This is a genomic window from Enterobacter vonholyi (genome assembly GCF_040834095.1).
GTDB classification, from domain to species: domain Bacteria; phylum Pseudomonadota; class Gammaproteobacteria; order Enterobacterales; family Enterobacteriaceae; genus Enterobacter; species Enterobacter vonholyi.
Genome location: NZ_CP162152.1, coordinates 3774804 through 3801074 on the forward strand (window position 1 = coordinate 3774804; position 26271 = coordinate 3801074).

Annotated in this window: 25 protein-coding genes and 1 riboswitch; of the genes, 10 read left to right on the forward strand and 15 right to left on the reverse strand. The window is 58.2% G+C overall.

Going from position 1 to position 26271, the window contains the following annotated elements; genetic code table 11:
• Nucleotides 1–109: 109 nt before the first annotated feature.
• Both parC and AB3N39_RS17660 read right to left on the reverse strand, forming a co-directional pair.
• Nucleotides 110–2368 carry a DNA topoisomerase IV subunit A gene (gene parC, locus AB3N39_RS17655; protein ID WP_045415164.1) on the reverse strand — a complete coding sequence of 753 codons (2259 nt, stop codon included), beginning with the start codon at nucleotides 2366–2368 and terminating at the stop codon, nucleotides 110–112.
• A gap of 118 nt (nucleotides 2369–2486) precedes the next feature.
• Nucleotides 2487–2894 (reverse strand): NirD/YgiW/YdeI family stress tolerance protein, encoded by a 408-nt coding sequence (locus AB3N39_RS17660; RefSeq protein ID WP_325848640.1) that lies wholly within the window; start codon nucleotides 2892–2894, stop codon nucleotides 2487–2489.
• A 138-nt stretch (nucleotides 2895–3032) separates the two neighbouring features.
• Here AB3N39_RS17660 and qseB point away from each other — a divergent pair, with 138 nt between their 5' ends.
• From qseB to AB3N39_RS17680, 4 genes are all read left to right on the forward strand, one after another.
• Nucleotides 3033–3692: a quorum sensing response regulator transcription factor QseB gene (gene qseB, locus AB3N39_RS17665; protein ID WP_023326078.1), complete on the forward strand. Its 660-nt coding sequence runs from the start codon at nucleotides 3033–3035 to the stop codon at nucleotides 3690–3692.
• Complete coding sequence (gene qseC, locus AB3N39_RS17670; protein WP_288462694.1) at nucleotides 3689–5038, forward strand: quorum sensing histidine kinase QseC; 1350 nt, start codon at nucleotides 3689–3691, stop codon at nucleotides 5036–5038. The genes qseB and qseC overlap by 4 nt, the downstream gene beginning before the upstream one ends.
• Nucleotides 5039–5142: 104 nt before the next feature.
• A complete protein-coding gene (locus AB3N39_RS17675) occupies nucleotides 5143–5724 on the forward strand; it encodes an NAD(P)H-dependent oxidoreductase (RefSeq protein ID WP_127732322.1) in 582 nt (193 codons plus the stop codon).
• A 31-nt stretch (nucleotides 5725–5755) separates the two neighbouring features.
• Nucleotides 5756–6070 (forward strand): putative quinol monooxygenase, encoded by a 315-nt coding sequence (locus tag AB3N39_RS17680; RefSeq protein ID WP_008502984.1) that lies wholly within the window; start codon nucleotides 5756–5758, stop codon nucleotides 6068–6070.
• An 88-nt stretch (nucleotides 6071–6158) separates the two neighbouring features.
• Here AB3N39_RS17680 and AB3N39_RS17685 read toward each other — a convergent pair whose 3' ends face one another.
• From AB3N39_RS17685 to AB3N39_RS17705, 5 genes are read right to left on the reverse strand one after another with little or no spacing between them, the layout of a single operon-like run.
• A complete protein-coding gene (locus AB3N39_RS17685) occupies nucleotides 6159–7046 on the reverse strand; it encodes a MurR/RpiR family transcriptional regulator (protein ID WP_039025548.1) in 888 nt (295 codons plus the stop codon).
• Nucleotides 7043–7993, reverse strand: coding sequence for an iron-siderophore ABC transporter substrate-binding protein (locus AB3N39_RS17690; RefSeq protein WP_136195214.1), 951 nt, complete (start codon nucleotides 7991–7993; stop codon nucleotides 7043–7045). Before AB3N39_RS17690 ends, AB3N39_RS17685 begins: the two co-directional genes overlap by 4 nt.
• A 9-nt stretch (nucleotides 7994–8002) precedes the next feature.
• Complete coding sequence (locus AB3N39_RS17695; RefSeq protein WP_136195076.1) at nucleotides 8003–9043, reverse strand: iron ABC transporter permease; 1041 nt, start codon at nucleotides 9041–9043, stop codon at nucleotides 8003–8005.
• Nucleotides 9040–10023, reverse strand: coding sequence for a FecCD family ABC transporter permease (locus AB3N39_RS17700; protein ID WP_367896924.1), 984 nt, complete (start codon nucleotides 10021–10023; stop codon nucleotides 9040–9042). Before AB3N39_RS17700 ends, AB3N39_RS17695 begins: the two co-directional genes overlap by 4 nt.
• A complete protein-coding gene (locus AB3N39_RS17705; protein ID WP_045910158.1) occupies nucleotides 10020–10832 on the reverse strand; it encodes an ABC transporter ATP-binding protein in 813 nt (270 codons plus the stop codon). The genes AB3N39_RS17700 and AB3N39_RS17705 overlap by 4 nt, the downstream gene beginning before the upstream one ends.
• A gap of 384 nt (nucleotides 10833–11216) precedes the next feature.
• Here AB3N39_RS17705 and AB3N39_RS17710 point away from each other — a divergent pair, with 384 nt between their 5' ends.
• Complete coding sequence (locus tag AB3N39_RS17710; protein ID WP_325814133.1) at nucleotides 11217–13358, forward strand: TonB-dependent siderophore receptor; 2142 nt, start codon at nucleotides 11217–11219, stop codon at nucleotides 13356–13358.
• 83 nt (nucleotides 13359–13441) lie between these two features.
• On the opposite strand, the gene parE is transcribed toward AB3N39_RS17710, so the two are convergent.
• From parE to nudF, 5 genes are read right to left on the reverse strand one after another with little or no spacing between them, the layout of a single operon-like run.
• A complete protein-coding gene (gene parE / locus AB3N39_RS17715; RefSeq protein WP_111963285.1) occupies nucleotides 13442–15334 on the reverse strand; it encodes a DNA topoisomerase IV subunit B in 1893 nt (630 codons plus the stop codon).
• A gap of 28 nt (nucleotides 15335–15362) precedes the next feature.
• Entirely contained in the window at nucleotides 15363–15944 is a 582-nt protein-coding gene (gene yqiA / locus AB3N39_RS17720) for an esterase YqiA (RefSeq protein WP_047173609.1), read from the reverse strand.
• Nucleotides 15944–16771, reverse strand: a complete 828-nt coding sequence (gene cpdA / locus AB3N39_RS17725) for a 3',5'-cyclic-AMP phosphodiesterase (RefSeq protein WP_111963286.1) — start codon at nucleotides 16769–16771, stop codon at nucleotides 15944–15946. Before cpdA ends, yqiA begins: the two co-directional genes overlap by 1 nt.
• Before the next feature lie 27 nt (nucleotides 16772–16798).
• A complete protein-coding gene (locus tag AB3N39_RS17730) occupies nucleotides 16799–17221 on the reverse strand; it encodes a DUF1249 family protein (protein WP_014833293.1) in 423 nt (140 codons plus the stop codon).
• On the reverse strand, nucleotides 17218–17850 hold the full coding sequence (gene nudF / locus AB3N39_RS17735; RefSeq protein ID WP_008502974.1) for an ADP-ribose diphosphatase: 633 nt from the start codon (nucleotides 17848–17850) through the stop codon (nucleotides 17218–17220). The genes AB3N39_RS17730 and nudF overlap by 4 nt, the downstream gene beginning before the upstream one ends.
• Before the next feature lie 204 nt (nucleotides 17851–18054).
• On the opposite strand from nudF, the gene tolC reads away from it, so the two are divergent.
• The 3 genes from tolC to AB3N39_RS17750 all read left to right on the forward strand — a co-directional run bounded on the left by tolC (nucleotide 18055) and on the right by AB3N39_RS17750 (nucleotide 21555).
• On the forward strand, nucleotides 18055–19533 hold the full coding sequence (gene tolC, locus AB3N39_RS17740) for an outer membrane channel protein TolC (RefSeq protein ID WP_252093447.1): 1479 nt from the start codon (nucleotides 18055–18057) through the stop codon (nucleotides 19531–19533).
• 190 nt (nucleotides 19534–19723) lie between these two features.
• Nucleotides 19724–20392, forward strand: a complete 669-nt coding sequence (locus AB3N39_RS17745; RefSeq protein WP_111963288.1) for a DUF1190 family protein — start codon at nucleotides 19724–19726, stop codon at nucleotides 20390–20392.
• 2 nt (nucleotides 20393–20394) lie between these two features.
• Nucleotides 20395–21555, forward strand: a complete 1161-nt coding sequence (locus AB3N39_RS17750; RefSeq protein ID WP_136195072.1) for a glutathionylspermidine synthase family protein — start codon at nucleotides 20395–20397, stop codon at nucleotides 21553–21555.
• Nucleotides 21556–21648: 93 nt separating this feature from the next.
• Here the strand turns inward: AB3N39_RS17750 and ygiD are convergent, their stop codons facing one another.
• Nucleotides 21649–22437, reverse strand: a complete 789-nt coding sequence (gene ygiD / locus AB3N39_RS17755) for a 4,5-DOPA dioxygenase extradiol (protein WP_115876291.1) — start codon at nucleotides 22435–22437, stop codon at nucleotides 21649–21651.
• Between the two features lie 196 nt (nucleotides 22438–22633).
• Between ygiD and zupT the strand changes: the two genes are divergently transcribed.
• On the forward strand, nucleotides 22634–23407 hold the full coding sequence (zupT, locus tag AB3N39_RS17760; protein WP_024906487.1) for a zinc transporter ZupT: 774 nt from the start codon (nucleotides 22634–22636) through the stop codon (nucleotides 23405–23407).
• Nucleotides 23408–23439: 32 nt separating this feature from the next.
• Here the strand turns inward: zupT and ribB are convergent, their stop codons facing one another.
• On the reverse strand, nucleotides 23440–24093 hold the full coding sequence (ribB, locus tag AB3N39_RS17765; RefSeq protein ID WP_028017147.1) for a 3,4-dihydroxy-2-butanone-4-phosphate synthase: 654 nt from the start codon (nucleotides 24091–24093) through the stop codon (nucleotides 23440–23442).
• Nucleotides 24094–24199: 106 nt separating this feature from the next.
• Nucleotides 24200–24350: riboswitch (FMN riboswitch) on the reverse strand.
• Nucleotides 24351–24469: 119 nt separating this feature from the next.
• Between ribB and ubiK the strand changes: the two genes are divergently transcribed.
• Nucleotides 24470–24766, forward strand: coding sequence for a ubiquinone biosynthesis accessory factor UbiK (gene ubiK, locus AB3N39_RS17770; protein ID WP_014071796.1), 297 nt, complete (start codon nucleotides 24470–24472; stop codon nucleotides 24764–24766).
• A gap of 65 nt (nucleotides 24767–24831) precedes the next feature.
• Here the strand turns inward: ubiK and hldE are convergent, their stop codons facing one another.
• Nucleotides 24832–26262, reverse strand: coding sequence for a bifunctional D-glycero-beta-D-manno-heptose-7-phosphate kinase/D-glycero-beta-D-manno-heptose 1-phosphate adenylyltransferase HldE (gene hldE / locus AB3N39_RS17775; RefSeq protein WP_221551818.1), 1431 nt, complete (start codon nucleotides 26260–26262; stop codon nucleotides 24832–24834).
• Nucleotides 26263–26271: the final 9 nt, after the last annotated feature.

Here is a 26271-nt window from a genome sequence, read left to right on the forward strand (position 1 = left end):
AGGACTTTATTACGAGCGCGTATTGTTAATCGCAACGCACGAATTAACAACGATTTTACGGGAAATTTTATTGAAATTCCCCCTCCGGACAGAGGGGGATATCACGACATTACTCTTCGCTGTCACCCGCCGCGCTGCGTGCAGGAGAGTCAATCTCCACGCGATCGATACGCTGCAGACCGCGCATCAGCGAGCCGCGGCGACCGCGCTCACCCACCACCTTCTGCAGCTCTTCCGGACGAAGCTTGATTTTGCGCTTGCCGACGTGAATGGTCAGCGTGCTCTGCGGCGGCAGAAGGAAGAGGTGCGCCAGGCCATCTTCGCCTTTCGCGGCCTCCGCCGACGGGATGTTGATGATCTTGTTGCCCTTGCCTTTTGACAGCTCCGGCAGATCGCTGACCGGGAACATCAGCATACGTCCGGCGGTAGTGATCGCCAGCAGCATGTCGCTTTCGTTCTCAATCACCAGCGGTGCCATCACGTGAGCGTTGTCCGGCAGGCTAATCAGCGCCTTACCGGCACGGTTGCGGGAAACCAGATCGTTGAAGGTACAGATAAAGCCGTAGCCCGCATCGGACGCCAGCAGCAGCTTCTGGTCATCGGCTTCCATCAGCATATGGTCAACCGTCGCGCCCGGCGGCAGCGTCAGCTTGCCGGTTAGCGGCTCGCCCTGCCCGCGCGCGGAAGGCAGCGTAATCGGGTCGATGGCGTAGCTGCGGCCGGTGGAGTCGATAAACGCCACCGGCTGGTTGCTCTTGCCTTTCACCGCCGCTTTGAAGCTGTCGCCCGCTTTGTAGCTCAGGCCCGGCGCGTCGATATCGTGGCCTTTGGCGCTGCGCACCCAGCCGCTCTGTGACAGGACAATGGTTACCGGCTCGGACGGCTGCATGTCGTGCTCGTTCATCGCCTTCGCTTCTTCGCGCTCGTGCAGCGGAGAACGACGGTCGTCGCCGAAGGCATCGGCATCGGCCTGCAGCTCTTTTTTCAGCAGGTTATTCATCTTGCGTTCGGACGCGAGGATCGCCTGCAGCTGATCGCGCTCTTTTTCAAGCTCGTTCTGCTCGCCGCGGATCTTCATCTCTTCCAGCTTGGCGAGATGGCGCAGCTTCAGCTCGAGGATCGCTTCGGCCTGGGTTTCGCTGATGCCAAAGCGCGACATCAGCGCCGGCTTCGGCTCGTCCTCGGTGCGGATGATCTCAATCACCTCGTCGATATTGAGGAACGCCACCAGCAAACCTTCAAGGATATGCAGGCGCTTAAGCACTTTCTCGAGACGATGGTTCAGACGACGGCGTACCGTATCGCGGCGGAACGTCAGCCATTCGGTGAGGATCTCCAGCAGGTTTTTCACCGCCGGGCGTCCGTCGAGGCCGATCATGTTCAGGTTGATGCGGTAGCTTTTTTCCAGATCGGTGGTGGCAAACAGGTGGTTCATCACCTGCTCCATGTCCACGCGGTTGGAGCGCGGCACGATCACCAGACGGGTCGGGTTCTCGTGGTCCGATTCATCGCGCAGGTCGTCGACCATCGGCAGCTTTTTATTGCGCATCTGGGAGGCGATCTGCTCCAGCACTTTGGCGCCGGAAACCTGATGCGGCAGCGCGGTGATCACCACGGCGCCGTCCTCTTTATTCCACACCGCGCGCATGCGCACGGAGCCGCGCCCGTTCTGGTAGATTTTGCGAATTTCCGCGCGCGAGGTGATGATCTCAGCTTCGGTTGGGAAATCTGGCCCCTGCACGATATCCAGCAGATCGTCGAGCGAGGCTTTAGGCTGCTCGATCAGGGTAATGGCGGCTTTCGCCACTTCACGCAGGTTGTGCGGCGGAATGTCCGTCGCCATACCGACCGCAATCCCGGTGGTGCCATTCAGCAGGATGTTCGGCAGACGCGCAGGCAGCATCTTCGGCTCCTGCAGCGTACCGTCGAAGTTCGGTACCCAGTCAACGGTCCCCTGCCCCAGCTCGCCCAGCAGCACTTCGGCATATTTAGAGAGGCGGGATTCGGTATAACGCATCGCCGCGAAGGATTTCGGATCGTCCGGCGCCCCCCAGTTCCCCTGACCATCCACCAGCGGGTAGCGGTAAGAGAACGGCTGGGCCATCAGCACCATCGCTTCATAACAGGCGCTGTCGCCGTGCGGATGGTATTTACCCAGTACGTCACCGACGGTACGGGCGGATTTCTTGAACTTGGCGGTGGCGTTCAGCCCCAGTTCGGACATCGCATACACGATGCGGCGCTGAACGGGCTTCAGGCCATCCCCGATAAACGGCAACGCCCTGTCCATGATGACGTACATGGAATAGTTCAGGTATGCGTTTTCCGTGAATTCATGTAGCGCGAGGCGCTCTGCCATATCGCTCATTACGTGTGATTCCTCAACTCAGAAACCGAAGGGTTTCAGGCAATATTGCCGCAGATACTACCCTATCTGACGAGTTGAGTCACAAAGAAAAAGGGCCGCTTATGCGGCCCTTTCCGGGTTATTTGTTCAGCTTAATGACCTGCTTCACGTCGATTTCAAAATCGTTCCACTCTTTATCGACCTTGCCCTGGATTTCCACTTTATCCTGAGGGGTGACGGTCACGCCGTTCCAGCGCTTGTGGTCAATCTCCACGTTGACCGTGCCGGTCTCATCACGGAAGGTGTAGCGGTCATCGGACAGGCGCTGGGTAATGTTCCCGCGCAGCTTCACCCAGCTGTCGTCCTTCATCTCTTTCACCTTCACCGCGGTGGTGAGGTTAGCGTCGTTATCAACAAAACCTCCCGTCTGCGTCTGGGTCTGGGTTTGGGTTTGCGTGGCCGACGGGCCGTTAAATCCGCCCTGCGCGGCAAAAACGGGGGCAGTGGTCATCATCATGATGGCGGCAATGGCAGCGAATTTTTTCATATTAACTCTCCCTTTAATCTGGTTTCGCAGTCCATTAAACAGGGTAATCCTTAACAACTTCTTAAGGGAAAAATTTATTTATTATTGCTGTACAGCAGGCGCTTACAGAGGGTTTACTGACGGCATCAAGGAGGGAATATGCGCATTTTACTGGTAGAAGACGACACGTTAATCGGCGACGGTATCAGGGCGGGTTTAAGCAAAATGGGCTTTAGCGTGGACTGGTTTACCGACGGTAAAACCGGTCAGGCCGCGCTTGCTTCTGCGCCCTATGATGCCGTGGTGCTGGATCTGACGCTGCCGGAAATCGACGGTCTGGACATCCTGCGCGCGTGGCGCGAAAGCGGGCGCAGCGAGCCGGTATTGATCCTGACCGCGCGGGATGCGCTCAACCAGCGCGTGGAAGGGCTACGTCTTGGCGCGGATGATTATCTCTGCAAGCCGTTCGCGCTGATTGAAGTGGGCGCCCGCCTCGAGGCGCTGGTCCGCCGCAGTCACGGCCAGACGCATAGCGAGCTACGCCACGGCAAGGTCACGCTCGATCCGACCCGTCTCGTCGCCACGCTGGACGGTGAACCGCTGACGCTGAAGCCGAAAGAGTTTGCGCTGCTGGAACTGCTGATGCGCAATGCAGGCCGCGTGCTCCCTCGTAAGACGATTGAGGAAAAACTGTATACCTGGGATGACGACGTCTCCAGCAACGCGGTAGAAGTCCACGTTCATCACCTGCGCCGCAAGCTTGGCAGCGAGTTTATCCGCACCGTGCACGGCATCGGCTATACCCTGGGTGACGCATGAAGCTGACGCAACGCCTGAGCCTGAAGCTGCGCCTGACGCTCCTCTTTTTAGCGCTCTCCCTGACGGCATGGTTTGCCGCCAGCCTGGTGGCCTGGCAGCAGACCACCCACAAGCTGGATAAGCTCTTCGACACGCAGCAGATGCTGTTTGCCAAACGGCTGCTGACGATGGATCTTGACGAGATCCGCGCCCCCGAACGGATGCGCGAGATCCCGAAAAAAGTGAAGCATGGCCGTCTCGATGACGACGCGCTGGCTTTCGCCATTTACGCCGTTGACGGCAAAATGCTGCTGAACGATGGCGAGAACGGGCGCGATATTCCGTACCACTATCGCCGCGACGGGTTTGCTAACGGGCAGCTCCAGGACGACAACGACGAATGGCGTTTCCTGTGGCTGACCTCACCCGACGGGAAGTACCGCGTGGTGGTCGGCCAGGAGTGGGAGTATCGCCAGGAGATGGCGCTGGACGTGGTCAGCTCGCAGCTCACGCCCTGGCTGGTGGCGCTGCCCGTCATGCTGCTGTTGCTGGTTCTGCTCCTGAGTCGGGAGCTAAAGCCGCTGAAAAAGCTGGCGCAGACCCTGCGCTCCCGCTCGCCGGATGCTACCGATAAACTGCCGACGGAGGGCGTCCCTACGGAAGTGCGCCCCCTTCTTGATTCGCTGAATCATCTCTTCGCGCGTACCCAGGAAATGATGACCCGCGAGCGGCGCTTTACGTCCGACGCCGCCCACGAGCTGCGCAGCCCGCTGGCGGCCCTGAAGGTGCAAACTGACGTGGCGCAGCTCTCGCAGGACGATCCGCAGGCGAGGGAAAAAGCGCTGGCGCAGCTGCATGCGGGCATCGACCGCGCTTCCCGGCTGGTGGACCAGCTCCTCACGCTCTCGCGTCTGGACTCGCTGGATAATCTTGACGACGTCGAACCGATAACGCTTGCCGATTTACTTCAGTCGGCGGTGCTGGATATCTGGCATCCGGCGCAGCAGGCAGGGATTGATATTCGCCTCAACAACCACGCCCCGCAGATCAAACGTCAGGGACAGCCCCTGCTGCTAGGCCTGCTGGTGCGCAACCTGCTGGACAACGCCATCCGCTACAGCCCGCGCGGCAGCGTGGTGGACGTCACCCTGGACGCGCGTAATTTTACCGTGCGCGACAACGGCCCAGGCATTTCACCTGACGCGCTGGCGCGCATCGGCGAGCGCTTTTATCGTCCGCCGGGTCAGGATGCCACGGGCAGCGGGCTGGGGTTATCCATCGTAAAACGCATCGCCGCGCTGCACGGTATGCGCGTCTCGTTGAGCAATGCGCCTGAAGGCGGTTTTGAAGTGAAGGTCAGCTGGTAGAGATTATTGCGTTTAATGCAAAAGACTTTGCACATTTTGCTCATTTTTCCGCTCCGTCCTCGCGCGTAGAATACTCGCCATACTCTCATCGTCGAGGACAAATAATGAGCAACATCCTGATTATCAACGGTGCAAAAGAATTTGCGCACTCTAAAGGCCAGCTGAATGACACCCTGACCGAGGTCGCGGACGGTTTCCTGCGCGACGCCGGGCATGATGTTAAGGTCGTACGCGCGGACAGCAACTACGACGTGAAAGCCGAAGTACAGAACTTCCTGTGGGCTGACGTGGTGATCTGGCAGATGCCAGGCTGGTGGATGGGCGCGCCGTGGACCGTAAAAAAATACATGGACGACGTGTTCACCGAAGGTCATGGCTCACTGTATGCCAGCGATGGCCGCACCCGCGCTGATGCGTCCAAAAAATACGGGTCAGGCGGTCTGATTCAGGGCAAAAAATATATGCTCTCTCTGACCTGGAACGCCCCGCTGGAAGCCTTCACCGAGAAAGATCAGTTCTTCGAAGGCGTGGGCGTTGACGGCGCGTACCTGCCGTTCCACAAGGCTAACCAGTTCCTGGGCATGGATCCTCTGCCGACGTTTATCGTCAACGACGTGATTAAAATGCCTGATGTCCCGAGCTATATCGCAGAATATCGCAAGCATCTCGCGGAAATTTTTGCTTAACTGGTAGCCTGGAATTAAAGGAGTAGTAAACATGCTTACCGTTATTGCAGAAATCCGTACTCGTCCAGGTCAACATCACCGTCAGGCGGTGCTGGATCAGTTCGCGAAAATTATCCCGACCGTACTGAAAGAAGAAGGCTGCCACGGCTACGCGCCGATGGTGGATGCCGCCACTGACGCCAGCTTCCAGGCGACCGCGCCGGACTCGATCATCATGGTTGAGCAGTGGGAAACCGTCGCGCACCTCGAAGCACACCTGCAGACCGCGCACATGAAAGCGTGGAGTGACGCGGTGAAGGGTGACGTGCTGGAAACCCACATCCGCATTCTGGAGCAAGGGGTTTAAGTTTTCCCTCACCCCAGCCCTCTCCTGACGGGAGAGGGAGAACAGGTCCAGGCCCGGTGAGCGTCAGCGCAACCGGGCTTTGTTGTTTTTAGCTGCTTTTCTTCCCCGGTTTTAACCCGCGATGTAGCTCGTTGATGCGCTTCATCGACTTGATAGTGCGCTGCGGCTCGGTGGAGGCTACGGATAAAATAATCATCTCCAGACACAGCAGCACCGTGCCGTGGAGCGGGATTTTGCCCTTTTCGCCGCCGCGCGGAACGTGGATCACCACGCTGGCCTCCTTGCTGAAGCGCGAATCAAGGGCATTGGTCAGCAGGATGGTGGGAATGCCCAGACGTTTTGCTTCACGCAGGGTGGTTTGTCCCTCCCGGTGCGCGGACTTCTGCGCCATCATCACCAGCACGTCGCCGCGCTGAAGCGCAATCAGCTGCTCGGCAAGTCCTATTCCGGTACGGTTAAGCGGCGTGGCGGGTAACCCCATGCGGCTGAACAGCCTGGCGGTATACTCGGCCAGAATGCCGGAGGCGCCAATGCCAAATATGGCGACCTGCCTCGCCTGCGCCAGCAGAGAGACCGCCTGGGCCATCGCGTATCGGTTGTGGGGCTCGGACAACACCTCGCAGGTGTGTTGATGCCCCTCCAGCACAAAATCAATGCTCGCGTTGACGTCGCTGGCAAGCGTGTTCACCGTAGTGGACATCTTTTCGCTGGAGGTGACCACCGGACCAAACCACTGCTCAAGCGTTTGCTTGAGATCGCGCAGCCCGGCGAAACCCAGCGCCTGGATGGCGCGGACCACCGTGGCATCGGAGGTTTTCACTACGGCAGCAATCTCCATGGCGGTCTGTTCCATCACCGCTTCGCGATTGTCATGAATATAGCGTGCAACCTGCAGCAGACGCGGCGTCAGCTGATGCGCCCGCGCGCGAAAACGGTCGCCATAGACATCCACGCGCCCTTTCTCTTTGCGGATCACCGTGACGCCTCCGGCAGCGGTCGCCCGGCAATCTGAGACTGCACCTGCGCGACCATCAGCCCTAAAGACGCGAACGAATTCGAGATCGCCTCTTCACGCGAGATCAGCACGTAATGCCCGGTTCGGCAGGCATTGAGGAACTGACACCAGCCCGGCATGACCGCATCCATCGCCGCCAGCTCGTCCTGCGGTTTACCGCCCGTATCCCCGCGCCAGGTGGCGAAGACGAAATCGCCATCCAGCTCCGGCAGGCGCTCGGCGCTGACGTCAATCCGTCCCCCTTCCGGGATGGACTCAATCAGCGGCGGGAACTTGAATCCTGCGTCGCGCAGCACGCGGCCCAGCGAGTGGTAGCTGTGCATAGCGTTGATTTTCCCCTGATTAGCCTGAATCACCGACACGGTGATTTTGCGCGTGTCGATGGTCGCCTTCAGCGCCTTGATTTGTTCCTGATAGCGGCGTTCCAGAATGTTTAGCCTTGCCTGCGTGCCCGTGAGCTGCGCCAGCTTGCGGTAGATTTCCGGCGCGCCGCCGTCGAGATGATCGATGCTCACCGTCGGGGCAATTTTCGCCAGCTGTTCCACCGGGGTGTTGCGGGTCGGCTCGGTAACGATCAGGTCAGGTTTTGCGGCGGCGATGGCTTCGATGTCGATATCGGCCGTGCCGATAAATTTGATATCGGAATTATCGAAGTCGACGCCGGTTAACATGCCGCTGGAGCGCAGAAAGTGGCTGTCGTCCGGCCGCGTGCGGCCATGGCTCGCCACCGGCGGCACGCCAAGCTCAATCAGCGGAATGGTGATATCCAGATCGTGTAAGGAAACAATCCGCTTCGGATGAACCGGCACAACCACCTTGCGTCCCAAATCGTCGGTAAAGACCTGCGTCGGCTCCGCCGCGCTCACCGCGAACCCCACCAGCAACAGCATCGAAAACAGTACGCGCATCATAGTCCCCTAAAATCTGTCCCGACGCTGCCAGAGCAGCAGCAGGAAAAACGGTCCGCCAATCAATGAAATCACAATTCCCGCCGGCAGCTGCAGCGGGAGGAATGCCAGACGGCCGACGTTATCCGCCAGCAGCACCAGCAGCGCCCCCAGCACGGCGCTTCCCGTCAGGAGCGCGGTTTGCCCGCCGCGCAGCAGCAGGCGCGCCATGTGCGGGGCAATCAGCCCCACGAAGCCAATGCTGCCCACGCAGGAGACGCAGGCCGCCGTCAGCACCACCGGAGCGAGAACCCGCAGCAGCGCCAGCCGGGTTGTGCGCACGCCAAGGCCCGTAGCGGCCTGATTGCCGAGCAACGCCACGTCCGCGGCCCGGGCGGTAAACAGCAGCAGCGCAAACGCGGGGGCGGCCCAGAGCGCAGCCAGGCCTACCAGCGTCCAGTTTGCCGCATGCAGGCTTCCCGCCAGCCACAGCATCGCCGTCTGTACGTCACGCACGTCGGCGGTGGTCATAAAGACGCCCATCGCCGCGGCAAACGCCCACGACACGCCGATGCCGATCAGGATGAACCGCGGGCGCGAGATATCGCGCGCCAGGACGATCACCAGCAGCGCGGTAAGCAGCCCACCGGCCATGCCGACCAGCGGACGCCAGGCCAGGCTCAGCGCCGGGAACTGAAAAATCAGCAGCAGTACCGCCGCGCTACAGCCCTCCTTCACGCCGATAAGCCCCGGGTCAGCCAGACCGTTGCGGGTGATGGACTGCATCGCCGCCCCCGCCATGCCGAGCATCGCGCCGCACAGCACCGCCATCATCAGGCGCGGCAGGCGGATATCCATCACGACGTAACGCGTCTCCGCCGTCAGACTTTCAGGCGAAAACAGCGCGCGCCCGATGGCGGAGGTTGGAATGGGCAGAGAACCGTGCGTCAGGCCAAAGCCCAGCAGGCTTAGCGCCGCCAGCACGAAAAGCGACAGGTACGCCAGCGCTTTCGGGCGAACCAGCGCCGATATACGGCCAATTCGGATCGCGCGGAATCCGGCCCGGTTCATTTGAACATCCTCGACGCCATAAAGATGAATACGGGCGCGCCGACCAGGGCCGTCATGATGCCGGTTGCCAGCTCCCAGGGGGTAAACAGCGTGCGGGCGGCGATATCCGCCAGCAGCAGCACCAGCGCGCCGCACAGGGCCGACAGCGGCACCATCACGCGCAAATCGACCGACACCAGACGGCGGATGAGCTGCGGCACGACCAGGCCGATAAAGCCAATCGGTCCGGCGATAGAGACGGCCGCGCCGCAGAGTAGCGCGATGGCCAGCAGGGCGAGCAGGCGGGTTTTCAGCAGGGACACGCCAAGCCCCTGCGCCATTCTGTCGCCCAGCGCCAGCATGTTGAGCGAGGGCGACAGCCCGATAGCAAGAACAAAACCAGCGGCTGCAGCCCACAGGGCACTCTGGAGCATCTGCGCGTTGACTCCGGCGATATCACCTGCCAGCCAGGTGCGCAGAGAGAGCAGCGTCTGTTCATCCAGGATTAACACCGCGGCGGTAATCGACGAGGCAAACGCCGACATCGCCACGCCGCACAGGGTGACCTTCATCGGCGTGAGCCCGGTACGACCGGACGAGGAGAACATCAGCACCAGCAGAAACAGCGCGGCGGCACCGACGGCGGCAATCAGCGGGCGACCAAACGGCAGCGAAAGCCCAAGCGCGCTGGCGATCACCACCGCCAGCGCTGCCCCGGCGTTGAGCCCCAGAATATGCGGCTCGCCGAGCGGGTTGCGGATCACGGACTGCAGCAGCACGCCCGCCACGCCGAGCGCGGCGCCCGTCACCATCGCGGCGCAGAGGCGCAGCAGTCGTAATTTGATAATGACGTTATGGTCGAAATTGCGCGGGTCGAAGTGGATGAACGCCTCCACTACCGTCTGCGGGGCGATAAAGCGTGCACCGATGCCAAGATGCGTAATCGCACCCAGCGCCAGCAGCAATATAAAAATCAGGAAGGCCAGAGAAGCGCGTATCATGGCTGTTCAAGGCTCTGGCGAAACGGCATAAAGAACGGTTTGCCGGTCAGGGGGTTGATGGACATATGCACGTCCACATCAAACACCGCTTTGATCAACTCCGGCGTGCAGGCGTCGCCTTCATGTAACACCCCCTCGACTTTTCCCTGGCGTAAAAAGACCAGTGAATCACCGTAGTTCACAGCAAAGTTGAGATCGTGCAGCACCACCACCACGGTACGCCCGTGCTGGCGGGTCAGGGCGTGCAGCAGTTCCAGGATCTCCACCTGATAGCGGAGATCGAGATACGTCGTCGGCTCGTCAAGCAGGATATACGGCGTTTGCTGCGCCAGCGCCATGGCGATCCAGCAGCGCTGACGCTGGCCGCCGGATAAGCTTTCCACCGGCATATGGGCAAACTCTGCCGTGCCGGTCAGCCGCAGGGCCTCTTCCACCGCCCGCTCGTCCTCGTCGCTCCACTGGCGCATAACGTTTTGCCAGGGAAAGCGCCCGCGCGAGACCAGCTCAAAAACGGTTAACCCTTCCGGCAGCAGCGGCGACTGAGGGAGAATGCCAAGCTGACGGGCGACCGCTTTGGTGGGCTGCTCATGAATGGCTTTACCGTCCAGCAGCGCGGTTCCCCCAAGCGGCTGCAGCAGCCGCGCGATAGTGCTCAACAGCGTGGATTTTCCACAGCCGTTCGCCCCGACCAGCACCGTCATTTTCTGCTGAGGGATCGCAAGGGAGATATCATCAACGATGATTTTTTTCTGATAGCCCGCAGAGAGGTTCTCCAGAACCAGACCCGGTTTGTGTGTGTTGTGAGCCACGTGAACGCCAACGTAATGAAAAAACAATAAATAAAAATAAAACTCATTCTCTTTTGAGAGTTTGACGCCGCGCCATGTAGTAGTCAAGCGAAGAAACACCCTGGAAAAACCAGGGGTAAGCCTGAGTAAAAGTGAAAACTGGACGGCTTGTAAAAACATCTATTTCAATGACTTAATTATTATCCCGCTGCGCTTGTACGCACGGTTAAACGCTGTAGTCGATTTTTTCTTTTTTCCATTTACTACTACATTCACGCATGATTGAATGATTCTCAATTACATGTCCGATGCCACTTCCGGCTAACGGACAGACCGTAAAGGGCAATGACTCACACAGTTTGCCGCGAAACGTCATTCGCGGGATATTTCGGGATAACAGATGTAATGGCTACGTTCACACCTTCACTCTCTGGGGTAAAAGGGCGCGCGCTCTTTTCCCTGCTGTTTATGGCGCCGCTGGTTCAGGCAGCAGACAACACCGCGGCTAAAGACGGCGAAACGCTTACCGTCACCGCCGATCCAACTACTGCGGCGGAGGCCACCAACGGCTATCAGCCGCTGAACACCTCCACCGCGACGTTAACCACCATGCCGATGCTGGATATACCGCAGGTGGTCAATACCGTCAGCGATAAAGTGCTGGAGGATCAGCACGCCACCACGCTGGATGAAGCGCTGTACAACGTCAGCAACGTGGTGCAAACCAACACCCTGGGCGGTACGCAGGATGCTTTCGTGCGCCGCGGGTTTGGCGCGAACCGCGACGGCTCGATCATGACTAACGGCCTGCGCACCGTCCTGCCGCGCAGCTTTAATGCCGCAACCGAGCGCGTGGAGGTGTTGAAAGGCCCGGCCTCCACGCTGTACGGCATTCTCGATCCGGGCGGCCTGATTAACGTCGTCACCAAACGCCCTGAGAAGACCTTCGGCGGTTCAATTTCTGCCACCTCTTCCAGCTTTGGCGGCGGTACCGGACAGATCGATGTTACTGGCCCAATTGACGGCACGCGTCTGGCGTATCGCCTCACGGGTGAGTATCAGGACGAGGATTACTGGCGTAATTTTGGCAACGAACGCAGCACCTTTATCGCCCCGTCCCTCACTTGGTTCGGCGACGACGCCACCGTGACCGTGCTCTATTCGCATCGCGACTATAAAACGCCGTTCGATCGCGGAACGATCTTCGATCTCAACACCAAAAAGGCCGTCGACGTCGATCGCAAAACCCGCTTTGATGAGCCGTTTAACGTGACCGACGGCCAGTCCGATCTCGCTCAGCTCAATGCGGAATATCGCCTCAACAGCCAGTGGACCGCGAAGTTTGACTACAGCTACAGCCAGGATAAATACAGCGATAACCAGGCACGCGTGATGGCCTACGATTCAAAAACCGGCAACCTGACCCGCCGAGTGGATGCGACCCAGGGCTCGACACAGCGTATGCACTCGACGCGCGCGGATCTGCAGGGGAACGTGGACATCGCGGGCTTTTACAATGAGATCCTGACCGGCGTGTCGTATGAGAATTACGATCTGCTGCGCACGGACATGATCCGCTGTAAGAACGTTAAGGATTTCAATATCTATCATCCGACGTATGGCAAACTCGGCAAATGCACCACCGTGTCGGCGTCCGACAGCGACCAGACGCTGAAGCAGGAAAGCTACTCTGCCTATGCGCAGGACGCGCTGTACCTGACCGATAAGTGGATCGCCGTCGCAGGCATGCGCTACCAGTATTACACCCAGTACGCGGGGAAAGGCCGCCCGTTCAACGTCAACACCGACAGCCGCGACGAACAGTGGACGCCGAAGCTGGGGCTGGTTTATAAGCTCACGCCAGCGGTCTCGCTGTTTGCCAACTACTCGCAAACGTTTATGCCGCAGTCGTCCATTGCGAGCTACATCGGCGATCTGCTGCCGGAAACGTCGAATGCTTACGAAGTGGGCGCAAAGTTCGACCTGTTCGACGGCGTTACCGCCAATATCGCGCTGTTTGATATCCACAAACGCAACGTGCTGTACAACGAAAGCGTGGGGGGGGAAACCATCGCCAAAACGGCGGGCCGCGTGCGCTCCCAGGGCGTGGAGGTGGATCTGGCCGGTTCACTGACCGAGAACACCAGTATTATCGCCAGCTATGGCTATACCGACGCGAAGGTGCTGGAAGATCCGGACTACGCGGGCAAACCGCTGCCGAACGTGCCGCGCCATACCGGCTCCCTGTTCCTGACCTACGATATTCACAATGCGTTTGCCGGGAATACCCTGACGCTGGGCGGCGGCGGGCACGGCGTAAGCCGTCGTTCAGCAACCAACGGTGCGGATTATTATCTGCCGGGGTATTTCGTGGCGGATGCGTTTGCGGCGTACAAGATGAAGCTACAGTATCCGGTGACGCTGCAGGTGAACGTGAAGAACCTGTTTGATAAAACCTACTACACCTCATCTATCGCCACCAACAATCTGGGTAATCAGATTGGCGACCCGCGCGAAGTGCAGTTTACGGTGAAGATGGAGTTTTGATGTAAAAAAGCCCGGTGGCGCTAACGCTTACCGGGCCTACGATCCATTCCCTCTCGCTGTGGGAGAGGGTTAGGGTGAGGGCATCAGGCCTCAATATCCGCCATATCGCCTTTCTCCTGCAGCCAGTTACGACGGTCTTCCGAACGTTTCTTGGCAAGGAGCATATCCATCATGGCGTTGGTCTGCTGTTCGTCTTCGTCGCTGATCGTCAGCTGCACCAGACGGCGCGTGTTCGGATCCAGCGTCGTTTCGCGCAGCTGCATCGGGTTCATCTCGCCCAGCCCTTTAAAGCGCTGAACGTTAGGTTTGCCCTTCTTGCGCTTCAGCTGTTCCAGCACGCCCGCTTTTTCTTCTTCCGTCAGCGCGTAGTAAACCTCTTTGCCGAGGTCGATACGATAAAGCGGCGGCAGCGCCACGTGGACGTGACCATTCTTAACCAGCGTGCGGAAGTGCTTCACAAACAGCGCGCACAGCAGAGTGGCGATGTGCAGACCATCGGAATCCGCATCCGCGAGGATACAGATCTTGCCGTAGCGCAGCTGGCTCAAATCGTCGCTATCCGGATCGATACCGATCGCCACCGAGATATCGTGGACTTCCTGCGAGGCCAGCACTTCATCTGAAGAGACCTCCCAGGTGTTCAGGATTTTCCCCTTGAGCGGCATGATCGCCTGATATTCACGGTCGCGCGCCTGCTTGGCCGATCCACCCGCCGAGTCCCCTTCCACGAGGAATAGCTCGGTACGGTTGAGATCCTGCGCGGTACAGTCCGCCAGCTTGCCCGGCAGCGCAGGGCCGCTGGTCAGCTTTTTACGCACCACTTTCTTCGCGGCACGCAGACGACGCTGGGCGCTGGAAATCGCCATTTCAGCCAGCATCTCTGCTGCCTGAACGTTCTGGTTCAGCCACAGGGTAAACGCATCTTTCACCACGCCGGAGACAAACGCCGCGCACTGGCGTGACGACAGACGCTCTTTGGTCTGACCGGCAAACTGCGGATCCTGCATCTTCACGGAGAGCACGTAGGCGCAGCGGTCCCAGATATCTTCCGCCGACAGCTTCACGCCGCGCGGCAGGATATTGCGGTATTCGCAAAATTCGCGCATCGCGTCCAGCAGTCCCTGACGCAGCCCGTTGACGTGGGTACCGCCGAGCATGGTTGGGATCAGGTTGACGTAGCTTTCGGTCAGCAGTTCGCCGCCTTCCGGCAGCCACAGCAGCGCCCAGTCGACCGCTTCGGTATCGCCGCTAAAGTTACCGACGAACGGTTTTTCCGGCAGCGTCGGCAGGCCGTTTACCGCTTCGCACAGGTAGTCGTTCAGGCCATCGGCGTAGCACCAGGTCTGCTCGGTATTGTTGACGTTATCCTTAAAGGTAATTTCCACACCCGGACACAGCACCGCTTTGGCTTTCAGCAGGTGCGTCAGGCGGGATACGGAAAAGCGCGGGCTGTCGAAGAAGCTTTCGTCAGGCCAGAAGTGGACGCTGGTGCCGGTGTTGCGTTTGCCGCACGTGCCGACAACCTGCAGATCCTGCACCTTCTCGCCGTTTTCAAACGCGATGTTATAAATCTGGCCGTCGCGACGGACGTTTACTTCCACGCGCTTGGACAGGGCGTTCACGACGGAAATCCCCACGCCATGCAGGCCGCCGGAGAACTGGTAGTTCTTGTTGGAGAACTTACCGCCCGCGTGCAGACGACAGAGGATCAGCTCAACGGCAGGCACGCCCTCTTCCGGATGGATATCCACCGGCATGCCGCGCCCGTCGTCGATGACTTCCAGCGACTGATCGGCATGCAGGATAACGTCAACGCGTTTGGCATGGCCCGCCAGCGCTTCGTCCACACTGTTATCAATAACTTCCTGGCCCAGATGGTTTGGGCGCGTTGTATCGGTGTACATCCCCGGGCGGCGGCGAACCGGCTCAAGCCCGGTGAGGACCTCAATGGCATCAGCGTTATAGGTTTGCGTCATGATTTAAACTAGCAATTCGCATTGATTGTCAGTGGCTGTGCAGTCCAAGAAAATCGACAATCTGGGTGAAATGATTCTCAAAGCCCGTGAAAGCATGGTTTCCGCCCTCTTCTATAGTCTGGCGGCAGGAGGCGTAATACGCCACTGCCTGGCGGTAATCCAGCACTTCATCACCCGTCTGCTGCAACAGCCAGATGAGATCCGGCGCCTCAAGCGGGTCGACCTGCATAACTTTGAGATCGTAAATATGGCGTGACTCTAGCACATATTGCTGCCCGGTGTAGGGGTTCTCGTTTTCGCCAAGAAAGTCCCTCAGCAACTCAAATGGCCGAACCGCCGGATTAACCACAACGGCAGGTAGCATGAAGCATTGTGAGAGCCAGGTGGCGTAATACCCGCCCAGCGAGGAACCGACCACACCGAAGGTTTCGCCGCCGTGCGCAAGCACAATCGATTCCAGCATCTCCGCGGCCTCTGCCGGGTAAGGCGGCAGCTGAGGGATAATCATCTCAACGTCGGGGTGATGCTCGCTCAGCCACTGGCGAAACAGTGTCGCTTTTGCGGAGCGCGGCGAGCTGTTGAATCCGTGCAGATAAAGGAGCGTAGACATCAATAGCCTTCTGAAGCGGTATCCGGGCGGAATTTTGCACCGGTCAAACGGCAGACTTCCGTGGTCAGCGTGCCGTCGGCATGCAGTTCCAGCCAGCGCCAGCCTGGCGCAATGGTATCCAGCGTAAAGTTGGCGCAGTGCGGCTTAAACTGAACGCAGGTCGACGGCGTCGCCAGCATGCGGCGCCCGTTCCAGTCGAGATCCTGTTCCTGGTGAATATGTCCACACAGCAGGTTTTTCACTCGCGGGAACTTCGCCAGCACGCGATCCAACGCTGCGGAGTTGCGCAGACTGTGCTGATCGAGCCAGCTACAGCCCGCCGGCAGAGGGTGATGATGAAGCAACAGCAGCGTGTGACGTTCAGGTTCAGCAGCCAGTTTGGTCTCCAGCCAGTCGAGCTGAAACTCGCTTAACTCACCGTGCGGGACGCCAAACACCTGGCTGTCCAGCAGCAGGATCTGCCACTGGTCACCCGCAAAAACACATTTCGCCGGAGAAATACCCGCATCCTGGAGAGAACTGTACATAGCGGGCTGGAAGTCATGATTTCCTGGCAGCCAGACGCAAGGCACGCTAAAGCTCGCGATGCCTTCAGCAAAATGCTGGTAGGCCGCGGAAGATTGGTCCTGCGCCAGATCGCCCGTTGCGACAATCAGATCGCATGCACGGTTTTCGGCGTGAATCGCGCTAAGTACCGCCTGATAACTCTCCCAGGTATTCACCCCCAGCAGCGTTTCATGCTTTTCGGCAAAAAGGTGGGTATCGGTGATTTGTAATATCCTGACTGGCGCCCCACCAGCAACAGTCAGGTTCAACAGGCTTTCCAAATGGTGTCCTTAGGTAGGTTTATGACGCTAACAAACCGGAATCGCCATTGCTCCATGTGCTAAACAATATCTTAGCCAGTCGGCTAAAAACTGGTTAATTTGATGCTTTTCGTCGCGTTGATGCAACTTTTTATTCGGGTAATCATACCGCGCCTTGAAGCGAAAGATCTGCTGGCTTGAACACACTTCAGCGACCATCGCGTCGTGATAGAGGCGTACCGTCATTGACGGCAGGCTCCAGTAGCTAATGCTGGGTGCCGTTTGCTCAATTTCCACCAGCGTAGTGTAGCGCGTTGATTCTGTTATCGTTAAACGATACTGCGCGTTGCTCACCTGATAGCTTACCGTTTCGCCGGGTGCGTCGTTTTTCGGCAGCAGGCGGCGCAATTGTGCGAAATTGGTTTCGCACAGGCGCATCATTTCTGGGAAGTCAGGCGTATAGCGCTTCATTTTTTCCACTCGTTTCGTAATGTCTGATAATGCAGCTGCAGCCATTGCAGGGCGATGACAGACGCTGCGTTGTCGATTTTCCCCTCTTCTACCCACTGATAAGCCTGTTCCCGGCTCACCACATGAACCCGAATATCTTCGTTTTCATCTGCCAGACCGTGGATCCCTTCCGCCGTCGTGGCGTCCACTTCACCCACCATAATGGACAAGCGCTCGCTGGTACCTCCCGGGCTTGCCAGATAGCTCAGCACCGGTTTTGTGCGGCCCACCACCAGCCCGGCCTCTTCCAGCGCCTCGCGTCGGGCGACGTCTTCAACCGTCTCACCCTCTTCGATCATCCCGGCCACCATTTCCAGCAGCCACGGGCTCTCACTGACGTCGTAAGCGGCGATGCGGATCTGCTCCACCAGCACAACTTCGTCACGCACTGGGTCAAAGGGTAGCAAGACTGCCGCATGCCCGCGCTCAAAAATTTCGCGTCTGATTTCGCCGCTCATTTCCCCGTTAAACAGACGATGCCTGAAACGGTAAAGATCCATTGAAAAAAAACCGCTATAAAGCGTTTCTCGTGCAATAATTTCTACATCGTTTTTGGCGAATGTCACGGGCAACTTTTCTGGTTTTTGCATGAGTCGAGTCCTGGTAGCAATGGTGATGAAATTGTGAATTTCAAGGCTGTTTGGCTGCCGTTTGTAAGGCTATATGGTAGATTGGTGCAAATTACCGCCAGATGGCACGTAACGCCAACCTTTTGGTGTGGATGATTCTGTTAGAATCGGCAATTATTTTTTAATTAGATCAGCGCTAATACTGCTTCACAACAAGGAATGCAAATGAAGAAATTGCTCCCCATCCTTATCGGCCTGAGCCTGACGGGCTTCAGTGCAATGAGCCAGGCGGAAAACCTGTTACAGGTCTACCAGCAGGCACGTCTGGGCAACCCTGATTTACGTAAATCAGCGGCCGATCGTGATGCTGCGTTTGAAAAGATTAACGAAGCTCGTAGCCCCTTGCTGCCACAGTTAGGTTTAGGTGCAGATTATACCTACAGCAACGGTTTCCGCGACGCTAACGGCGTAAACTCCAATGCTACCAGCGCCTCACTGCAATTAACACAGACGCTGTTTGATATGTCCAAATGGCGTGCCCTGACCCTGCAGGAAAAGAGCGCAGGCATCCAGGATGTGACCTATCAGACCGACCAGCAGACGCTGATCCTGAATACTGCCACGGCGTACTTCAACGTGCTGAGCGCGATTGACGCACTCTCCTACACCGAAGCGCAGAAACAGGCCATTTACCGTCAGTTAGATCAAACCACTCAGCGCTTCAACGTGGGTCTGGTCGCGATCACCGACGTGCAGAACGCCCGTTCACAGTACGACACCGTGCTGGCTAACGAAGTGACCGCGCGTAACAACCTCGACAACGCGCTGGAATCCCTGCGTCAGGTCACCGGCAATTACTATCCTGAGCTGGCCTCCCTGAACGTCGACAGCTTCAAAACGGATAAGCCGCAGGCTGTTAACGCCCTGCTGAAAGAGGCGGAAAACCGCAACCTGACGCTGCTGCAGGCGCGTTTGAGCCAGGACCTGGCCCGCGAGCAAATTCGTCAGGCGCAGGACGGCCATCTGCCAACCCTGAGCCTGAGCGCGTCTACCGGTGTCTCTGATACAACCTACAGCGGCTCTAAAACCAATACGTCCCAGTATGACGACAGCAATATGGGCCAGAACAAGGTGGGCCTGAGCTTCTCCCTGCCGCTGTATCAGGGCGGTCAGGTCAACTCCCAGGTGAAACAGGCGCAGTACAACTTTGTTGGCGCGAGCGAGCAGCTGGAAAGCGCCCACCGCAACGTGGTGCAGACCGTGCGTTCCTCCTTCAACAACGTGAACGCCTCAATCAGCAGCATCAACGCCTATAAACAGGCCGTTGTGTCTGCACAGAGCTCCCTGGACGCGATGGAAGCAGGTTACTCGGTCGGTACACGTACTATTGTGGACGTGCTCGATGCGACCACCACGCTGTACAACGCGAAACAGCAGCTCTCCAGCGCGCGTTACCAGTACCTGATTAACCAGCTGAACATCAAACAGGCTCTGGGTACGCTGAACGAGCAAGACCTGCAGATGCTGAACAGCGCGTTGGGCAAACCGGTCTCCACCTCTCCGGACAGCGTTGCACCGGAGAACCCGGAGCAGGTTGCCGCGGTTGATAACTTCAACGCTAACGGCACTACCCCTACTGCACAGCCTGCTGCCTCGCGAACCACAGCGCCTGCCAGCAAGAGCAATAATCCGTTCCGTAACTAAGAGTGTCATCAGGCCTACTGCGGCCTGATGCCTTCACTCCAGCCCTCTTCCACAGGGAGAGGGCGCATCTGAATCACATCCGAACGTAAGTCAACGTAAAGATCCCCCTGATTCCGCCCCTCTTCGCTTCATTTTCAACCACTCATCCTCTATCCTGAGCGTTATTACCACTGGGTCCTGGAAGACAAAGATGAAACGGACAAAAACGATCAATCACGCGTCGTTCCGCAAGAGCTGGAACGCACGTCACCTCACCCCTGTTGCGCTGGCGGTCACGGCTGTCTTTATGCTGGCAGGCTGTGAGAAAAATGACGAAACGGTTTCGCTGTATCAAAACGCGGACGACTGCTCTGCCGCAACCGGCAAAGCCGCCGAATGTAAAACGGCTTATACTAGCGCGCTGAAAGAAGCGGAACGTACCGCGCCGAAATATGCCTCACGCGAAGACTGCGTGGCGGAGTTTGGTGAAGGTCAGTGCCAACAGGCACCGGCTCAGGCAAGCACCGCACCTGAAAATCAGGCGCAGGCGCAGTCCAGCGGCAGCTTCTGGATGCCACTGATGGCAGGCTATATGATGGGCCGCCTTATGGGCGGTGGTGCAGGCTACCAGCAGCAGCCGCTGTTTAGCTCGAAAAACCCGGCCAGCCCGGCTTACGGTCAATATACCGATGCCAGCGGCAAAGGCTACGGCGCAGCGACCCCTGGCCGCACCATGACCGTACCGAAAACGGCGATGGCGCCGAAGCCTGCGACCACCAGCACCATCACCCGTGGCGGGTTCGGTGAGTCTGTGGCGAAGCAGACCAGCATGCAGCGCAGCGCGACAGGCACCTCATCTACTCGCTCTATGGGCGGCTGATCATGGAACGAGTCAGTATCACCGAGCGCCCGGACTGGCGCGAAAAAGCCACCGAGTACGGTTTTAACTTCCACACCATGTACGGCGAGCCGTACTGGTGTGAAGACGCCTATTACAAGCTCACGCTGGCCCAGGTTGAGAAGCTGGAAGAGGTAACGGCCGAGCTGCACCAGATGTGCCTGAAGGTGGTGGAAAAAGTCATCGACAGCGACGAGCTGATGGCAAAGTTCCGCATTCCAAAGCACACCTGGAGCTTTGTCCGCCAGTCGTGGAAAACGAATCAGCCTTCGCTTTACTCTCGCCTGGATCTGGCGTGGGACGGCAAAGGTGAACCGAAGCTGCTGGAAAACAACGCCGATACCCCAACGTCCCTGTACGAAGCGGCGTTCTTTCAGTGGATCTGGCTGGAAGACCAGGCCAATGCCGGAAACCTGCCGGAAGGCAGCGACCAGTTCAACAGCCTGCAGGAAAAGCTGATCGAGCGCTTCGCCGAGCTGCGCGAGCAGTTTGGCTTCAACCTGCTGCATCTCGCCTGCTGCCGCGACACGGAAGAAGACCGTGGCACGGTTCAGTATCTGCAGGATTGCGCCGCTGAAGCGGAGGTCGCGACCGAGTTCCTCTATATCGAGGATATCGGCCTGGGTGAAAAAGGTCAGTTCACGGACATGCAGGACCAGGTGATCAGCAACCTGTTCAAGCTCTACCCGTGGGAATACATGCTGCGCGAGATGTTCTCCACCAAGCTGGAAGATGCTGGCGTGCGCTGGCTTGAGCCGGCCTGGAAGAGCATTATCTCCAACAAAGCCCTGCTGCCGATGCTGTGGGAGATGTTCCCGAACCATCCGAACCTGCTGCCGGCGTACTTTGCAGAAGATGATTACCCGCAAATGGAGAAGTACGTCGTCAAGCCGATCTTCTCACGCGAAGGCGCAAACGTGTCGATTATCGAAAACGGCAAGACGCTGGAAGCGGTTGAAGGGCCGTACGGCGAAGAAGGGATGATCGTCCAGGAGTTCTATCAACTTCCAAAATTTGGCGACAGCTATACGCTGATTGGCAGCTGGCTCATCAACGATCAGCCTGCCGGAATTGGAATTCGCGAAGATCGCGCGCTGATCACGCAGGATCTGTCGCGGTTCTATCCGCACATTTTTGTGGAGTAAGACTGCGGCCTGATGCCCTCACCCCAGCCCTCTCCCACAGGGAGAGGGTGGAAAGACTAAAAACGGCAACCTGACGTTGCCGTTTTGCTTTTATTATCCCACCTGCACCGATAGCATACTCAAACTGCCCATCTCAATACCGTCGACCGGGATCGTAACCGGCTCCTGACCATCCCACGCGCCAAGTACGTACAGCAGCGGCAGGAAGTGCTCCGGCGTCGGGTTAGAAAGCGAACCGCCCTCATGATCCAGATAGTTCACCAGCGGATGCGCCTCAGCCGGCCCCTGCCAGGTCAGGTTCGCTTTAACGTAGTCGTTAAAGGCGGTCGCCCACGGGTACGGCGTGTTCTCACCGTGCCAGCGTGCGGTACGCAGGTTATGCACCACGTTGCCGCTCGCCACCAGCATGATGCCTTCATCACGCAGGGTCGCCAGCTTACGCCCCATCTCAAGATGCCAGGCGGCCGGTTTGGTGCTGTCGATGCTCAACTGCACCATCGGGATATCCGCATCAGGATACATTTTAATAAGCACGCCCCAGGAGCCGTGGTCAAAGCCCCAGGCTTCTTTATCCAGCGTCACAGGGACAGGTGCCAGCAAATCCACCAGCCTTTGTGCCAGCTCGGGCGAGCCGGGGGCCGGATAATGCGTGTCGTATAGCGCCTGCGGGAAGCCGCCAAAATCATGAATGGTTTTTGGCGCTTCCATGGCGGTCACGCCCGTCCCACGGGTAAACCAGTGCGCAGATACCACCACGATCGCTTTCGGACGCGGTAGCGTCTCGCCCAGATGACGCCAGGCGCGGGTATAGACGTTGTCTTCCAGAACGTTCATAGGGCTACCGTGGCCTAAAAACAGGGCTGGCATACGTGAAGAAGTCATGGTGATATCCTTACGGAAGGTGTCAATTTAATGGTGCTACATTACGCGCAATCCGGCAAAGATGAACGCAGATAAGCGTGAAGATCATCATCAGGAAATTTGAATGTAAGGAATGTGTAAAGCCGGGTTTTCCCCCTCGCTTTGCCAGAAATGAATCATTTATATTAATGAGAATCATTATCATAAGGAGCAATGCATGTCAGTCCCTCTGATCCTGACCATACTGGCGGGCGCCGCGACCTTCATCGGCGCGATCCTCGGCGTGCTCGGCCAAAAGCCCTCTAACCGCGTACTGGCCTTCTCACTGGGCTTTGCTGCCGGGATCATGTTGCTCATCTCCCTGATGGAAATGCTCCCTGCCGCGCTGGGCACGGAAGGCATGTCTCCGCTGCTGGGCTACGGCATGTTTGTCTTTGGCCTGCTGGGGTACTTTGCCCTCGATCGAATGCTGCCGCACGCCCATCCGCAGGATTTAATGCAGAAAAACGTGACGCCCATGCCGCGCAATATCAAGCGTACCGCCGTGCTGTTAACGCTTGGCATCAGCCTGCATAACTTCCCGGAAGGGGTCGCCACCTACGTGACGGCCAGCAGCAATCTTGAGATGGGCTTTGGCATCGCGCTGGCGGTCGCCTTACACAATATTCCTGAAGGACTGGCCGTCGCTGGACCCGTGTATGCCGCAACGGGATCGAAACGCACCGCTGTGTTCTGGGCGGGTATTTCCGGGATGGCCGAAATCCTTGGCGGCGTGCTGGCCTGGCTCATCCTCGGTAGCCTGGTCTCTCCGGTAGTGATGGCAGCGATTATGGCAGCGGTAGCCGGGATCATGGTTGCGCTTTCGGTGGATGAACTGATGCCGCTGGCGAAGGAGATCGATCCTAACAACAACCCCAGCTATGGCGTGCTGTGCGGAATGTCGGTGATGGGATTAAGTCTGGTTCTGCTGCAGACCGCAGGAATCGGGTAAAAAAACGCCGGGACATCCCGGCGTTTTTATTATCAGCTGGCTTTGCGCTCGTGCGCCTGGCGATACTCGACCAGATCTTCAATCGTGACCACCGGCATGTTGTGCAGACGGGCAAAGGTGATGCACTCCGGCGCGCGCGCCATGGTGCCGTCATCGTTAGTCAGCTCACACAGCACACCGGCAGGTTTGAAGCCCGCCAGCGTCACCAGGTCGATCGTCGCTTCGGTGTGACCGCCGCGGGTCAACACGCCGCCCGCCTGCGCGCGCAGCGGGAAGACGTGGCCTGGACGGTGCAGATCGGATGGCTTCGCATCATCAGCAATGGCGGCACGTACGGTAGTCAGACGGTCAGCCGCAGACACACCGGTGGTCACGCCATGCGCCGCTTCAATGGTCACGGTAAAACCGGTACCAAAGGCGCTGGTGTTGTTTTCGACCATCATCGGCAGCTCGAGCTGCTTACGACGATCTTCGGTAATACACAGGCATACGATGCCGCTGCCGTGACGGATGGTCAGCGCCATCTGTTCAACGGTCATGTTTTCGGCGGCGAAAATCATGTCGCCTTCGTTTTCACGGTTTTCATCGTCAAGCACCATCACACCGCGGCCTTCGCGCAGTGCATCCAGTGCATGTTCAACACGTTGAGTTGAAGTGCCAAAAGAGGAAAGTAGCGTCTGATTCATGGTAAAAAAACCTCATTAACATTATGGTTACCAGAATCAGGGCAGTCTTAGGAGCGCCGTATAAGCGGCAAAAAGATAACGTGAGCGGGCCCATGCCCGACTTGATCGTTACTCTCTCCCATCCGGACTCTAACCGTCGGCCCCGGAATTACACCGGATCTGCTGACCTTTGAGTTTTCACCCAAAGCGCTCGCGGGCTTTCAGCGTCACGCTGATTTACCGCCGGTGGGGAATTTCGCCCCGCCCTGAGAATAAGCGAGATAACTATAACGCTATTGATTATCCTGGGCAATGCATAAGCATCAAACAATTTTGTTTACCCCGGGCATGACGCGCTACAATGGACACTAACACCTTTCCATCAAGGGAAACGACAATGATTGACCCGAAAAAAATTGAGCAGATCGCGCGTCAGGTTCATGAATCTATGCCAAAAGGCATTCGTGAATTTGGTGATGACGTAGAAAAGAAAATCCGCCAGACGCTGCAGGCGCAGTTGGTTCGCCTTGATTTAGTCAGTCGCGAAGAGTTTGACGTGCAGACCCAGGTTCTGCTGCGCACCCGCGAGAAGCTGGCGCTGCTGGAACAGCGTCTGACCGAGCTGGAAAACCGCAATGCGCCGGAAGAAGTGAAGCCGGCACCGGCCATTCCGCCGGTGGATGACCAGGAGTAAGTGCGGCCTGATGCCCTCACCCACAGGGAGAGGGTGAAAAAAAACGGGCCAACTGGCCCGTTTTTTTACTGACTGTCTTTCTGGATCTTCTTGATGATGTTGGTGGTGGAACACCCGTCCTCAAAGTTGAGCACCATCACCTCGCCGCCGTTGGCCCAAACCTCTTCGCTGCCCGCGATTTGCTCCGGCTTGTAATCCCCGCCTTTTACCAGCAGGTCCGGCAGAATACCGGCAATCAGGCGCTGCGGGGTATCTTCTTCAAACGACACCACCCAGTCCACCGCTTCCAGCGCGCCGAGCACAATCATACGCTGCTCGAGCGGGTTCACCGGACGCGTTTCACCCTTCAGGCGTTTCGTCGAGGCATCGCTGTTGACCGCCACAATCAGGCGATCGCCCAGCTTGCGCGCATTCGCCAGATAAGAAACGTGCCCAGCGTGCAGAATGTCGAACACGCCGTTGGTCATCACCACCTTTTCCCCACGCTTGCGCGCGGCGGCGACGGCTACCTTCAGCTCGTCTTCGGTCATGACGCCAAAACCGGTATCCGCGCGACCACGCACCGCGTTTTCCAGCTCGATTGGCGAAACGGTTGAGGTCCCGAGTTTACCCACGACCACGCCCGCCGCGGCGTTAGCGAAGTAGCACGCCTCTTCCAGAGAATTACCCGCTGCCAGCGTCGCCGCCAGCACGCCGATCACCGTGTCGCCGGCACCGGTCACGTCGTACACTTCCTGCGCCTGGGTTGGCATATGCAGCGGCGCTTTGCCCGGCTGCAGCAGCGTCATCCCCTGCTCGGAGCGGGTCACCAGAAGCGCAGATAATTCGAAGTCAGCGATGATCTTCATGCCGCGCTCAACCAGCTCTTCCTCGGTTTTGCATTTGCCCGCCACCGCTTCAAATTCGGAGAGGTTTGGCGTCAGCAGGGTTGCGCCGCGATAGCGCTCAAAATCGGTCCCTTTCGGGTCGATCAGCACCGGTACGTTGGCTTTACGCGCCAGCTGAATCATCGTCTGCACGCTCGCCAGCGCGCCTTTGGCGTAATCGGACAGCACCAGCGCGCCGATATTGCCCAGCGCCTGGTTGATACGCTCGTGCAGCGGCTCGGGATCAACGCCTTCGAACCCTTCTTCAAAGTCGAGGCGGATCAGCTGCTGGTTGCGCGACAGCACGCGCAGTTTCGTAATCGTTGGGTGGGTCGGAACAGAAACGAAGTCGCACTTCACGTTCACGTCCGCCAGCGACTTGCTCAGGGCGCGCGCCGCATCGTCGATACCGGTCAGGCCAACCAGACGCGAGTGCGCGCCCAGAGAGGCTATGTTCATCGCCACGTTTGCCGCGCCGCCGGGACGCTCTTCAATGGTGTCGACCTTAACCACCGGTACCGGTGCTTCCGGAGAGATGCGGCTGGTCGGTCCATACCAGTAGCGATCCAGCATCACATCCCCAACAACCATAACTCCAGCACGTTCAAACTCTGGCAGTGTTACTTTCATTCCTGACTC

What these genes read in the sequence shown, in the direction of transcription:
- AB3N39_RS17690 (WP_136195214.1), bottom strand. Translation starts at nt 7,993, where the DNA reads ATGCGCGTACTGTTTTCGATGCTGTTGCTGGTGGGGTTCGCGGTGAGC.
- ubiK (WP_014071796.1), top strand. Translation starts at nt 24,470, where the DNA reads ATGATTGACCCGAAAAAAATTGAGCAGATCGCGCGTCAGGTTCATGAA.
- qseB (WP_023326078.1), top strand. Translation starts at nt 3,033, where the DNA reads ATGCGCATTTTACTGGTAGAAGACGACACGTTAATCGGCGACGGTATC.
- ygiD (WP_115876291.1), bottom strand. Translation starts at nt 22,437, where the DNA reads ATGACTTCTTCACGTATGCCAGCCCTGTTTTTAGGCCACGGTAGCCCT.
- AB3N39_RS17730 (WP_014833293.1), bottom strand. Translation starts at nt 17,221, where the DNA reads ATGAAGCGCTATACGCCTGACTTCCCAGAAATGATGCGCCTGTGCGAA.
- AB3N39_RS17660 (WP_325848640.1), bottom strand. Translation starts at nt 2,894, where the DNA reads ATGAAAAAATTCGCTGCCATTGCCGCCATCATGATGATGACCACTGCC.
- hldE (WP_221551818.1), bottom strand. Translation starts at nt 26,262, where the DNA reads ATGAAAGTAACACTGCCAGAGTTTGAACGTGCTGGAGTTATGGTTGTT.
- AB3N39_RS17700 (WP_367896924.1), bottom strand. Translation starts at nt 10,023, where the DNA reads ATGATACGCGCTTCTCTGGCCTTCCTGATTTTTATATTGCTGCTGGCG.
- ribB (WP_028017147.1), bottom strand. Translation starts at nt 24,093, where the DNA reads ATGAATCAGACGCTACTTTCCTCTTTTGGCACTTCAACTCAACGTGTT.
- AB3N39_RS17695 (WP_136195076.1), bottom strand. Translation starts at nt 9,043, where the DNA reads ATGAACCGGGCCGGATTCCGCGCGATCCGAATTGGCCGTATATCGGCG.
- yqiA (WP_047173609.1), bottom strand. Translation starts at nt 15,944, where the DNA reads ATGTCTACGCTCCTTTATCTGCACGGATTCAACAGCTCGCCGCGCTCC.
- parE (WP_111963285.1), bottom strand. Translation starts at nt 15,334, where the DNA reads ATGACGCAAACCTATAACGCTGATGCCATTGAGGTCCTCACCGGGCTT.
- zupT (WP_024906487.1), top strand. Translation starts at nt 22,634, where the DNA reads ATGTCAGTCCCTCTGATCCTGACCATACTGGCGGGCGCCGCGACCTTC.
- parC (WP_045415164.1), bottom strand. Translation starts at nt 2,368, where the DNA reads ATGAGCGATATGGCAGAGCGCCTCGCGCTACATGAATTCACGGAAAAC.
- AB3N39_RS17750 (WP_136195072.1), top strand. Translation starts at nt 20,395, where the DNA reads ATGGAACGAGTCAGTATCACCGAGCGCCCGGACTGGCGCGAAAAAGCC.
- qseC (WP_288462694.1), top strand. Translation starts at nt 3,689, where the DNA reads ATGAAGCTGACGCAACGCCTGAGCCTGAAGCTGCGCCTGACGCTCCTC.
- AB3N39_RS17710 (WP_325814133.1), top strand. Translation starts at nt 11,217, where the DNA reads ATGGCTACGTTCACACCTTCACTCTCTGGGGTAAAAGGGCGCGCGCTC.
- tolC (WP_252093447.1), top strand. Translation starts at nt 18,055, where the DNA reads ATGAAGAAATTGCTCCCCATCCTTATCGGCCTGAGCCTGACGGGCTTC.
- AB3N39_RS17675 (WP_127732322.1), top strand. Translation starts at nt 5,143, where the DNA reads ATGAGCAACATCCTGATTATCAACGGTGCAAAAGAATTTGCGCACTCT.
- AB3N39_RS17745 (WP_111963288.1), top strand. Translation starts at nt 19,724, where the DNA reads ATGAAACGGACAAAAACGATCAATCACGCGTCGTTCCGCAAGAGCTGG.
- nudF (WP_008502974.1), bottom strand. Translation starts at nt 17,850, where the DNA reads ATGCAAAAACCAGAAAAGTTGCCCGTGACATTCGCCAAAAACGATGTA.
- AB3N39_RS17680 (WP_008502984.1), top strand. Translation starts at nt 5,756, where the DNA reads ATGCTTACCGTTATTGCAGAAATCCGTACTCGTCCAGGTCAACATCAC.